Annotated in this window: 8 protein-coding genes and 1 pseudogene; 6 read left to right on the top strand and 3 right to left on the bottom strand. The window is 71.4% G+C overall.

Translation table 11 applies throughout. The annotated features are described in order from the left end of the window. Positions 1–520 precede the first annotated feature (520 nt). From ACIHCM_RS20525 to ACIHCM_RS20510, 4 genes are all read left to right on the top strand, one after another. On the top strand, positions 521–1174 hold the full coding sequence (locus tag ACIHCM_RS20525) for a transglycosylase family protein (protein WP_399897782.1): 654 nt from the start codon (positions 521–523) through the stop codon (positions 1172–1174). A 117-nt stretch (positions 1175–1291) separates the two neighbouring features. Continuing rightward, the gene (locus tag ACIHCM_RS20520; RefSeq protein WP_399897779.1) at positions 1292–1894 is read left to right on the top strand and encodes a transglycosylase family protein; all 603 of its coding nucleotides are present in this window, start codon (positions 1292–1294) and stop codon (positions 1892–1894) included. 243 nt (positions 1895–2137) lie between these two features. Continuing rightward, on the top strand, positions 2138–4312 hold the full coding sequence (locus ACIHCM_RS20515; protein ID WP_399897776.1) for an acyltransferase family protein: 2175 nt from the start codon (positions 2138–2140) through the stop codon (positions 4310–4312). An 11-nt stretch (positions 4313–4323) separates the two neighbouring features. Then, the gene (locus ACIHCM_RS20510) at positions 4324–5373 is read left to right on the top strand and encodes a helix-turn-helix transcriptional regulator (RefSeq protein ID WP_399897773.1); all 1050 of its coding nucleotides are present in this window, start codon (positions 4324–4326) and stop codon (positions 5371–5373) included. On the opposite strand, the pseudogene ctaD reads toward ACIHCM_RS20510, so the two are convergent. Then, positions 5255–6943 (bottom strand): annotated as a pseudogene (ctaD, locus tag ACIHCM_RS20505) (cytochrome c oxidase subunit I); the annotation flags it as partial. The gene ACIHCM_RS20510 and the pseudogene ctaD overlap by 119 nt on opposite strands. Positions 6944–7384: 441 nt before the next feature. Here ctaD and ACIHCM_RS20500 point away from each other — a divergent pair. Beyond that, on the top strand, positions 7385–7594 hold the full coding sequence (locus ACIHCM_RS20500) for an I78 family peptidase inhibitor (protein WP_399897770.1): 210 nt from the start codon (positions 7385–7387) through the stop codon (positions 7592–7594). Positions 7595–7666: 72 nt separating this feature from the next. Here the strand turns inward: ACIHCM_RS20500 and ACIHCM_RS20495 are convergent, their stop codons facing one another. Continuing rightward, the gene (locus tag ACIHCM_RS20495; protein ID WP_399897767.1) at positions 7667–8707 is read right to left on the bottom strand and encodes a phosphatase PAP2 family protein; all 1041 of its coding nucleotides are present in this window, start codon (positions 8705–8707) and stop codon (positions 7667–7669) included. Between the two features lie 239 nt (positions 8708–8946). Beyond that, positions 8947–10188, bottom strand: coding sequence for a mannosyltransferase family protein (locus tag ACIHCM_RS20490; RefSeq protein ID WP_399897764.1), 1242 nt, complete (start codon positions 10186–10188; stop codon positions 8947–8949). 260 nt (positions 10189–10448) lie between these two features. Here ACIHCM_RS20490 and ACIHCM_RS20485 point away from each other — a divergent pair, with 260 nt between their 5' ends. Further along, positions 10449–12071 (top strand): MFS transporter, encoded by a 1623-nt coding sequence (locus ACIHCM_RS20485; RefSeq protein ID WP_399897761.1) that lies wholly within the window; start codon positions 10449–10451, stop codon positions 12069–12071. Positions 12072–12117 lie beyond the last annotated feature (46 nt).

Below are 12117 nucleotides of genomic sequence, written 5' to 3'. Positions count from 1 at the left end.
GGCGAGGCCGGGTGGCTCCCGGCCTGTGGGCCGGGGTGCGTCCCCGGCTCATGAAGAAGACAACGGCCGAGCTGTGGCGGTAGTCACGCTGCCCGGCGAACGGAATCGAACCATCCACCGCACACGGTCACGACTGGCATGAAATCGAACACTCTGCGTCAAGTGGTCGTCACCGTAAGGGATTTGAGTCGGTGAGGTGAGTCACAGCATAAAGGAGTGAGTGGTCGACAAATCCCGAAATCGGCGAATGAAATGGGTGGCCGAAAACACCTGCTACCTCGGGTAACCAGGAACTGGCCTGGAGGGAAGGGCAGTTGGTTGATCCGGGCTCGTGATGCTCCGTACATTCCTGCGCCGTGTGCAACGAGCACCGCTCGGGTTTCGTCCACCGGCCCGGGCCGGCCGCAGCAGGCCGGTCCACCGCACCACCTCCGGCGGACGGGGCCGGCGCGACGACCACGCCCTCGCGTGGAGACCGCGCCAGGCCTGGGGGACCCCGGGTAAGTGGAGAGGGAATCACATGTCCGAATGTGCCGATACCACCCGCGACAACGTCCGTAAGGCGCGTACGACGGCGGTCCTCACCGGGGCGGCCCTGCTCGCCCCGCTCGGCCTGCTGGCGGCCGGCGGTACCGCCACCGCGGCGGACGGCGGAGTGTGGGACCGCATCGCCCAGTGCGAGAGCGGCGGCAACTGGCACATCAACACCGGCAACGGCTACTACGGCGGACTCCAGTTCTCCGCCGGCACCTGGCGCGCGTACGGCGGCACCGCCTACGCCCCGACCGCCGACCAGGCGTCCAGGGAGCAGCAGATCGCCGTCGCCACCCAGGTGCAGCGGGCCCAGGGCTGGGGCGCCTGGCCCGTCTGCTCGACGCGCGCCGGGGCGTACGGCGGCGCGCCGGCCGCACCCGGGGCGTCCGCGGGGAACTCGGCGCCGGCGCGGCAGGCGGCCCCGACGCAGCAGCGGTCGTCGCAGCCCGCGCAGGCGCGCGAGTCGGGGCACACCGACCGGGACGCGTCCCGCGGCGACTACACCGTCCGCCAGGGCGACACGCTGAGCGGCATCGCGGCCCGCAACGGCACCACCTGGCAGCACCTCTTCGCCGCCAACAAAGCCGTCATCGGCGGTGATCCCGACGTGATCGTGCCCGGGCAGCGCCTGGCACTCTGAGCCGCGCCCTCCTGGACGCGGCGCGGTACCCCGCCCGGTCCGCCGACCGGGTGGGGCGCAGGCACCCACCGGGCGCGGCTCGGCCGGCGCGGGGGACACGCTGCCTAGCGTGATCTGATGAACAGAAAATCACTCACACTCGGCCTTGCCGCGACCCTGCTCACCGTCCTCGCCCCCGTCGCCGCCCAGGCGGCACCCCCGGAGTCCCCCGCGACCGGCCCGTCCAGCGTGCGCTCGGCCCTCGCGTGCGCGGACGACCAGTGGCCCTGGGGTTGTGTGGCCAAGTGCGAGAGCGGCGGCCGCTGGAGCCTCAACACCGGCAACGGCTACTACGGCGGCCTGCAGTTCTCGCAGCCCACCTGGAAGGCGTACGGCGGCCTGAAGTACGCCCCGCGCGCGGACCTGGCCACCCGGGCGGAGCAGATCGCCGTCGCGCGGGAAGTGGTCGCCGAGCAGGGGTGGGGGGCCTGGCCGGTCTGCGCGCAGCGGTACGGTCTCAAGGGGCGCTGGTACACCGTCAAGCGTGGGGACACGCTGGCCTCGATCGCCCGCGAGTACCGGATCGGGGGCGGCTGGAAAGCCCTCTACGAGGCCAACAGGCAGACGATCGGGCCCAGTCCCGGGCGGATCGGGACCGGCATCACACTGGTCATCCCCGGCAGCGCGGCCCGTACCCAGCACGCCCCCGCGGTGTTCGGCCCGCCGCTTCCCGTGCGGTGAGGTGGACCGGTTCGAAGCCGTGGCCGCCGTGCGGCGCACCGCGGAGGTGCTTCACCTGGCCCGGACGGCCTAAGGTGTTCACGCCGTCGGTTTCGATTCAAACCCGGTTCACCTGCTCGTTACGCTGATGTGATGGCAACGTCATGACTCGCGGACCCGGTCGAGGGTAAGTTCGATCGTCCGGCTCCGGGGCGACCACCAGCGCCGGCCGGGTGACGCCCCACGAGCAAGGAGATCACAACGGTGCCCGTCCGCCGCCTCGTACATCCCCCGCGGCCCAGTTCCGACGATGTCCCGTCCGTTCCGGAACCACGGAACGGTGCTCCCGGGGACCGCGGCAAGCCGTCAGCTCCGGCGGCGGGCGGCGCGGGACTCAGGCTCGACATCCAGGGCCTGCGCGCGGTGGCGGTCACACTCGTGGTGCTCGGCCACTCAGGAGTGTCCTCGGTCGCCGGCGGATTCGTCGGCGTGGACGTCTTCTTCGTGATATCCGGGTTCCTGATCACCTCGCTGATGCTGCGCGAATGGCGCCGTGACGGCCGGATCTCGCTGGGCCGCTTCTACGCCCGCCGGGCGCTGCGCCTGCTGCCGGCGTCCACCCTCGTCGTCGTGGCGACGCTGGCGGGCTCCTGGCTCTTCCTGGGGCCGCTGCGCTTCGCGGACTACGCCAAGGACGCCATAGCCTCCGCCTGGTACGTCGTCAACTTCCGGCTGGCCGAGGCCGGGACGGACTACTTCAACACGGACGTGCCGCCCTCGCCGTTCCAGCACTTCTGGTCGCTGGCGGTGGAGGAGCAGTTCTATCTGATCTGGCCCATCGTCCTGATCGTCGGGCTCAAGCTGTTCCGGCGCCGGGTGCTGCTCGCCATCCCGTTGCTCACGCTGGCCGTCGCCTCCTTCGTGCTGAGCCTGCACCTCACCGAAACCTCCCCCTCCTGGGCCTACTTCGGTTCGCAGGCGCGGATCTGGGAGCTCGCGGTGGGCGCCCTGCTGGCCCTCGCGGCACACCGCCTGGACGACATCCCCCGCCCCGTCGCGGCCGTCGTCAGCTGGGCCGGTCTGGCCGCCATCGCCTACGCGGCCGTCTCCTTCGACGAGAGCACCCCCTTCCCCGGCTACAACGCCGTGATCCCCGTCGCCGGTGCCGCCGCCGTCCTCGCCGGAGGTGCCGCGGCCGGGCGCTGGGGCGCCGGAGCGGTCCTCTCCCTGCGCCCCGCCGTCTGGATCGGCGGGATCTCCTACGCCTGGTACCTGTGGCACTGGCCGCTCATCATCATCGTCCCGGCCGCGGCCGGATTCGGCGAGAAGGACGGACCGCTGAGGCTGATCGCGGCGCTCGGCGGCATCGTCCTCGCCTGGGCCACCCTCCACCTGGTGGAGAACCCGATGCGCTTCCACCGCGCGTTCAAGGCCCGGGCCCGCAGGGGCCTGTCGATGGGTCTCGGCCTGTCGGCCGTGGCGGCCGCGGCCGCGGTGCTCGCCGCGCAGTTCCCGCCGGCCCTGAGCGAGGGGGCGGCCCGGCCGGACACCAAGGAGACCCTCGCCACCGCGTCCGACCCCCGCGCCGCACTGACCGAACTGCTGCGGCAGCCGGTGGAGAAGCTCCCGTCCAACCTCACGCCGAGCATGCGGGACACGGCCTACAAGCGGTCCGCCGTCTACACCGACGACTGCGCGCTGACCATGACCGGCACGGTGCAGACGCAGCCCTGCCTGTACGGCGACAAGGACGCCGAACGCACCGTGGTCCTGTTCGGCGACTCGCACGTCGCGCAGTGGTTCCCGGCGCTCGACGCGATCGCCCGCAAGCACCACTGGAAGCTGTACTCGTTCACCAAGAACGCCTGCAAGATCTCCCAGATCACCATCGAGTGGAACGGCGGCCCGTACTCGACCTGTGACGACTGGCGGACGGTCACCATCGAGAAGATCCGCAAGATGAAGCCCGAACTCGTCATCACGTCGAGCTCCAACTCGGCGAAGCTGTACGGCGAGGGCGACATGGCCGAGGTCTGGGGCAAGGGCCAGGCCGAGACGTACCGGATGCTCCAGGAGGGCGGCACCCGGGTGCTCACCGTGCTGGACAACCCCTGGCCGAAGAACAACGCGGTGGACTGCGCGGTGGCGCACCCGGACAGCCTGAGCGACTGCGCCCGGCACCGTTCGCAGGCCGACCGCAAGCCCGAGGTCACCCAGGCCATCCGGGAGGCGGCCGCAGCCGAGGACGTGACGATCCTCGACCCCTACGACTGGGTCTGCGCCCCGTCCGGCACCTGCCCGACCGTGGTCGGCAACACCATGGTCTACCGCGACTTCGGGCACCTGGCGGACGGCTATGTCGAGGCGCTCACCCCCGTGGTGGAGGACTACCTGCTGGAGCTCTACGGAGAGGACCTGAGCCGGCGCCCGGGTGCGTGATACTCGCCCCCATGCTGGAAACCTCCGCCCGTCTGCTGCGCCTGCTCTCCCTCCTCCAGGCCCACCGTGACTGGTCCGGAGCCGAGCTCGCCGACCGCCTCGGTGTCACCCCGCGCACGGTGCGCCGGGACGTCGACCGGCTGCGCGAGCTCGGCTACCCGGTCGACGCCAGTCCGGGCACGGGTGGCGGCTACCGGCTGGGCGCGGGCGCCGAGCTGCCGCCGCTGCTGCTGGACGACGACGAGGCGGTGGCGGTCGCCGTCGGCCTGCGCACGGCCGCCGGGCAGGGCATCGAGGGCATCGGCGAGACGTCCGTACGGGCCCTCGCCAAGCTGGAGCAGGTACTGCCGAACCGGCTGCGCCGCAGGGTGGGCGCGCTCAACGCCTTCACCGTGCCGATGTTCGGCGGCGCCACCCGGGCCGCCGTCGACCCAGCGGTGCTGACCGAACTGGCGGGGCTGTGCCGGGACGCCGAACGGCTGCGCTTCGCGTACCGCTCGCACGACGGCACCGTCACCCGGCGGACCGTCGAACCCCATCGCCTGGTGTGCACCGAGCGCCGCTGGTATCTGGTCGCCTGGGACCTCGACCGGGAGGGCTGGCGGACGTTCCGTGCCGACCGTGTCACGCCGAAGCCCCCGCACGGCCCCCGCTTCTCGCCGCGTACGCCGCCCGCCGAGGATCTGGCCGCGTACGTCTCGCAGGGCGTCTCGACGCACGCGTACGCCAGCCAGGCCGTCGTCCGGCTGCTGGTGCCCCTCGCGGAGGCCGCCGAGCGCATCTCGCCGTCCGACGGGACACTGGAGCCCGACGGCGAGGACGCGTGCATCCTGCGCACCGGGGCGGCGAGCCTTGACGTGATGGTCGTTCACGTGATGCTGACGGGCCTCGAGTTCGAGGTGCTCCGGCCGGCGGAGCTGACCGGCGCCCTCACGGCCGCCCGGGACCGCCTGAGCCGGGCTCTGGAACGCCGGGCTCCTGAAGGACATGGCGCTCCGCGTACTCCGGATGGTGCAGGTCGAACGCCGGGGAGTCGGAGCGGATCCTCGGCAGCGCCGTGAAGTTGTGCCGGGGCGGTGGGCAGGAGGTCGCCCACTCCAGGGAGCGGCCGTAGCCCCAGGGGTCGTCGACCCCGACCTTCCTGCCGTACCTGGCGGTCTTCCAGACGTTGTACAAGAACGGCAGCGTCGACAGGCCGAGCAGGAACGACCCGATGGTCGAGACGGTGTTCAGGGCGGTGAAGCCGTCCGCGGCCAGGTAGTCGGAGTAGCGGCGGGGCATGCCCTCGGCGCCCAGCCAGTGCTGCACCAGGAAGGTGGTGTGGAAGCCGGCGAACAGGGTCCAGAACTGGATCTTGCCGAGCCGCTCGTCGAGCATCTTCCCGGTGAACTTGGGCCACCAGAAGAAGAACCCCGCGAAGATCGCGAAGACGACGGTGCCGAACACCACGTAGTGGAAGTGCGCGACGACGAAGTACGAGTCCGTGACGTGGAAGTCCATCGGCGGCGACGCCAGGATCACCCCGGTCAGCCCGCCGAGCAGGAACGTCACCAGGAAGCCGGCCGACCACAGCATCGGCGTCTCGAAGGACAGCGAGCCCTTCAGCATCGTGCCGGTCCAGTTGAAGAACTTCACGCCGGTCGGCACGGCGATCAGGAAGCTCATGAAGGAGAAGAACGGCAGCAGCACCGCGCCGGTCGCGAACATGTGGTGCGCCCACACCACGACCGACAGGCCGGTGATCGCCATCGTCGCGCCGACCAGCGCCCCGTAGCCGAAGACCGGCTTGCGGCTGAACACCGGGATGATCTCCGTGACGATGCCGAAGAAGGGCAGCGCGATGATGTAGACCTCGGGATGCCCGAAGAACCAGAAGAGGTGCTGCCACAGCAGCGCCCCGCCGCTCGCCGCGTCGTAGACCTGGCTGCCGAACCGCCGGTCCGCCTCCAGCACCAGCAGCGCCGCCGCCAGCACCGGGAACGCCAGCAGGATCAGGATCGACGTGAACAGCGTGTTCCAGGTGAAGATCGGCATGCGGAACATGGTCATGCCGGGGGCGCGCATCCCGATGATCGTGGTGATGAAGTTGACCGCGCCGAGGATGGTGCCGAACCCGGAGAGTGCCAGCCCCATGATCCACAAATCGGGTCCGACGCCCGGCGAGCGTTCCAGGCTGTTGAGCGGCGCGTAGGCGAACCAGCCGAAGGCGGCGGGCCCGTCCGGCACGAGCAGCGAACCCAGCACGATCAGCCCGCCGAACAGGAAGAACCAGTACGAGAGCATGTTCAGCCGGGGGAAGGCGACATCCGGCGCGCCGATCTGCAACGGCATCAGCTCGTTGGCGAAGCCCGCGAAGCTCGGCGTCGCGAACAGCAGGAGCATGATCGTGCCGTGCATCGTGAACAGCTGGTTGAACTCGTTGTTGCTCACGATCTGGAGCCCCGGCCGGGCCAGCTCGGCGCGCATCACCAGCGCCATCGCCCCGCCGATCAGGAAGAACGCGAACGACGTGATCAGGTAGAGATGGCCGATCTTCTTGTGGTCGGTGGTGCTCAGCCAGTCGACGGCCACCCTCCCGGGCCGCCGGGCCGGTACGGGTCGTCCTGTCGCCGGTGCGGTCTCCGTCCCCATCCTGCGCCTGCCCCTTCGCCTCAACGCGTCCCGGGCCCCGCCGTGCCCGCGCCACGGGTGCCCGCGAGCACCCGCCGTGATGCTCGCGCCGCCACGGGCGGAACAGGGCGCGTACGGGGATCCTGTGCCGAATGCGTGTGTTTCCTGTGCTGTTCCGCCATTCGGCGGACCGGCCCGCTGCCGAAAAGGAAAGGCGTCGCCGGACCGTCACGGGCCAGTCTTCGGTGAGCTTTCCGTCGGCTATTCGAAGTGCCGCGCAGACACACGGGAATTGCGTTCGAATACGTGCGTAAGGCGTACGGAACCGCCCGTCCGTGTGACGAAGTGACACCGAAACGCATGTCGTGATCCTGTGACAGAAGTGTGACCGGAGGGGGATCAGTGACCCTCGGTGCAGGCCTCGCACTTCCCCGCCCGTGGCGCAGCGCCTAGCGTGGCGGCATGGCACCGTTTTCGACATCCGAACCCGATGACGATCCCGAGACCTACGTCGGCCTCGCCCAGCCGGACGCCGAGGAACGCGCGCGTGGGCGCGGCTGGACCACGGTGCGCTCGCTGGCACCGGGGACGATCATCACCATGGAGTACCGGGTCGGCCGGCTGAACTTCGAGGTCAAGGACGGCAGCGTGGCGCGGGCCTGGAAGGGCTGAGCGGACACGGCGAAGGCCCCGGCCCCCACTTCGGGGAACCGGGGCCTTCGGCGTAGGTCCGTTTCGGGCCGGTCAGCCGCCCGTGAGCGGGCGGGCCGCCGGTGTCGAGCCGCGTGCCACACGCTCGGGGTGCGGCGGGCGGCGGCTGCCGGTCGGGGTGACCGGGGTGCGCTCCGAGCGGGCGGTGTGCGGACCCGGCGCCAGGAAGATGGGCGCGCGCGGGGCGCGGGCCGTCGTCGGGGAGACGGTCTCGCGCGGCGGCGCCTCCTCTCCGGCGGCCGTGAGGGGGGTGACCGCGACCGGTGCCGCTGCGGGTACCGGCGTGGGCCGTGGCGCCGTACGGCGCGCGCCTGCCAGCAGACGGTCGCGCAGCTCCAGCAGCCAGGCCTCGGCCCGGGCGATCGGCGGCTCGAACCACGGCAGTCCCAGCAGGATCAGCAGCCCCGCGGCCCAGCCCAGCAGCACATCGCTCAGCCAGTGCGTACCGAGGTAGACGGTGGTCAGGCCGACGCTGAGCGACAGGACGGCCGACAGGGCCGACAGCCAGCGCCGGGCCCGTGGCGAGGTGGCCAGGTAGGCGAGGATGCCCCAGGTCACCACGGCGTTCGCGGTGTGACCCGAGGGAAATATGTCACTGCCGGCTTGGAACCAGTGCCACATCTCGTTGGAGCCGACCTCGGTCGCGTAGTGCGGACCCGAGCGGCCCAGGCCGTACTTCACGGCGCCGACCGTCACGTTCAGCAGCAGCAGCGCCGCACCGAACGCGAGCAGCGGACGCACCGTGTGCTGCCGCCAGGAGCGCCAGCCGAGCCAGGCGGCGACCATCACGGCGGTCGGGCCGCGCTGGCCGAGGACCACCCAGTAGTCCAGGAAGGCGTGGATCTCCGGCCACTGCTGGTACGGCCGGAAGAGCATCGCCTGCCAGTCGAACCGGACCAGCCACGAGGTGGTCACCACGGCCAGGACGATCGTGAGGTAGAAGGCGAGAGTCGCGCCGAAGAGCACCACCCGGTGACGCGTCATACGCGGCACCTCGAGGACCGGCCGCACGGGTTCGCGGTCCAGCCGGGCGAAGATCCGGTCGAGCCGGGTCAGCTTTGGTTCGGTACGCACCCAATCGACGTTACAGCGAGTGAGCTGTGTTCCCCGACGAATCACCGGGGTTGTAATGACGATGTGATGTGGGATTGCTCTCAGGAACGGGTCTATTTCAAGGGAATCCGGCAATAGGCAGGTCTCCTTCCCTTCATTTCCTTTGATCATTCCAGTGGGGCCGTATTAGGCCGCCTGTGTAATCGTTCACCCGATCATCCGTAGGAATTCCCCTCGGGCTCACCGGCCGCCGGAAGGGCTCACGGCGGACCGGAGCCGTTCAGCCAGAACGCTCCGTACACCGCCGAGGCCACCGCGACGCCGCCGACGACCAGGGCGGCGGCCCGGGTGCGCAGCCGGGCCAGGGCCAGGGCGAGCGGCAGCAGCAGGGGGAACGCCGGGAGCAGCAGGCGCGGCTTCGAGCCGAAGTAGCTCGACGCGCACAGGGCGAGGGCGGTGACGACCCCCGCGTACACCAGGAGCGGAAGCGGCTGGCGCTGCCGGACGCAGACGACGTGGAGCCGGACCAGCAGGGCCACCCCGGCGATCAGCGCCAGGCCGGCCAGTGCCGAGGGGAACGACGTGAACTTCTCGGCGATGAAGCGGGCGAACGCGTAGCCGCCGTCGAAGCCGTTGCGCCAGCCCGCCTGGACGTCGAGATAGCCGAGCGGGCCGCTGCCGGTGCGGTGGCCGACCCAGAGCACGTACCCGGCGGCTCCGAGGGGCGCGAGGAGCATGCCGAGGGCGCACCGCCAGGCCGGTGCGCCGTCCGGGGGCAGGTGGCGGGCGGGGGAGGGGGCGTGCTCGTCCGGGTGCGCGCCGCCGATGGGCGCCGTGCTCCGGTGGTGCGCGGATGGAGCAGTGCCGGCGCGCTCCCGCAGGAGCGCGGCGATGCCCGCGGCCCAGACCGCCGCGACCACCGCGAGCCCCACGGGCCGGGTCAGACCCGCCAGCAGGGCCAGGGTGCCCGCGGTGAGCCAGCGGCCGGTGAGGACCGCGTACAGCGACCAGGCGGCCAGCGCGGTGAACAGGGACTCGCTGTACGCCATGGACTGCACGATCCCCACCGGGATCACCGCCCACAGCAGCACGGCGTACAGGCCTGCCCGGCGGCCGTACACATGGGCGGCGACCGCGAAGATGCCCCAGGCCGCGGCGAGCGAGGCGAGCAGGCTGACGACGAAACCGGCGCCGGCGTACGACAGCGGGGTCGTCGTGTGCAGCAACCGCTCCAGCCAGGGCAGCAGCGGGAAGAAGGCGAGGTTGGAGTGCACGTCGCCGTTCGGCAGCCGCACCTCGTAGCCGTACCCCAGCTCCGCGACCCGGGTGTACCACAGGGAGTCCCAGCGGGCGGTCAGCAGTGTGTACGCGCTCTTGTCGCGGGCGGCACTCCATACGGCCAGGACGAGCAGGCCGAGGGCGCGGACGGCCGCGTACCCGAGCAGGGCGGAAGCCGCCGCCCCGAGTCCCCGGGGTGCCACGCGTGTTTCAAGATCGGTCACGGGCTCGATTATCGACGGTGGCCGGAACCGGCCCGCCGGTCCCGGCGTGATGGAGAGGAGGGTAGTGGCGCACGCCACACCGTTCCGCCATCTGTATGAGAGCCCCGCCACGTGACCCCGGCGGGAACTCGCGTACGCTGACGTGCCACTCGCCATTCGTTGCGCGGGCCGGAGACCACCGCTCCTCTCCGGCCGAGTCGCGGGAGGTCCCCCGCCCCCGTGAACCCGCCGAGGCGAGGGAACATCTGGGAGGTACGTACATGTCCGGGACGACCACGGCTGCCGTCGGGCTGCGCCGTCGGGCGGCCGGGGCCGGTGCCAACCGCTGGGTCGTTCTCGTGGTCCTCTGCACCAGCCTGCTGCTGGTCGCGGTCGACGCGACCGTGCTGCACGTGGCGGTGCCCGCCGTCACCGAGGACCTCCGGCCGAGCGCGATAGAGCTGCTCTGGATCGTCGACACCTACCCGCTCGTCTGCGCCTCGCTGCTGATCCTCTTCGGCACCCTCGGTGACCGCGTGGGCCGCAGACGGATCCTGCTGCTCGGATACGCCCTGTTCGGCGTCGCCTCCGCGATGGCGGCCGTCGCCCATGACCCGCAGCTGCTGATCCTGGCCCGGGCGCTGCTCGGCGTCGGCGGCGCGATGATCATGCCGGCGACGCTGTCGATCCTGCGGCAGGTCTTCCCCGACCGGCGCGAACGGGCGCTCGCCATCGGCGTCTGGAGCGCGGTGGCCGCGGTCGGCGCGGCGGTCGGGCCGCTGCTCGGCGGCTTCCTCCTCGAGCACTTCTGGTGGGGCTCGGTGTTCCTCGTCAACATCCCGTTGATGCTGGTCAGCCTGCCGGTCGGGAGGCTTCTGCTGCCCGAGTCGACGGGCGGCGAGGACGGGCCCTGGGACGTGGCAGGCGCGCTGATGGCGGCGGCCGGCCTGTTCGGGGTGGTGCTCGGGATCAAGCGGCTGGGTGGCGGGGAACCGGCCGGCAGCCTGCTCACCGTGGTGCCGCTGCTCGTGGGTGCGACCCTGCTCGCGCTGTTCGTACGGCGACAGCGACAGCGCAAGCATCCCCTGGTGGACCTGCGGATGTTCACGCGGCCGGCGTTCAGCACGTCGGTCGGGTGCATCGTGCTGGCGATGCTCGCCCTGGTGGGCCTCGAGCTGATCGCGGCGCAGTATCTGCAACTCGTGCTCGGGCTGTCGCCGCTGGAGACGGGGCTGAGGCTGCTGCCGCTGACCGTGGCGGCGATGGCGGCGGGACTGTGCGGGGCGCGGATGCTGCGGCGGTTCGGGCCCCGGCGGATGGTCTGCGCCGGGTTCTGCCTGACCGCGCTGGCGGTCGTGCTGCTCACCGCGATGGGGCGGGAGGACCAGGCTCCGTTGCTGTTCGCCGGGTTCGTACTGCTGGGGTTCGGTCTGGAGACGACGCTGTTCGGGGCGTACGAGTCCATGCTGAGCGAGGCTCCGGCGGAGCAGGCGGGCGGCGCCGCGGCGATCGGGGAGACGTCGTACCAGCTAGGGGCGGGGATCGGCATCGCGTTGCTCGGGACGGTGATGAACGCGGCCTACGCGCCCGGGCTGTCCTCCGTGCCGGGTGTCCCGGCGGCGGCGTCGGCCGCCGCGGGGCATTCGCTGGGCGAGGCGTACGACGTGGCAGGCGAGCTCGGGGGCTCGGCCGGGTCGGCCCTGCGGCGCGCGGCCCGGGACAGCTTCGTGCACGGACTGCATGTGACGTTGCTGGTGAGCGCGGGGCTGCTGCTGCTCGGGGCGGTGATGGCGTTGCGGTTGCCGCGGGCGATGCAGTGTGATGCCGATGTCGCCGTGGAGGTGCCGTCGCCTCGTGCCGAGGCCGGGTCCGCCACCCACGCACCGCCCGTGCGCGCGCGCTGAGGGGTGGCGTGCGGGTGATCGCCGTCGGCCGCCCGCGGGTGGTTGC

The sequence above is a fragment of the Streptomyces sp. NPDC052023 genome (assembly GCF_044548465.1).
GTDB lineage: Bacteria > Actinomycetota > Actinomycetes > Streptomycetales > Streptomycetaceae > Streptomyces.
This window is presented reverse-complemented; position numbering and strand designations above follow the sequence as displayed.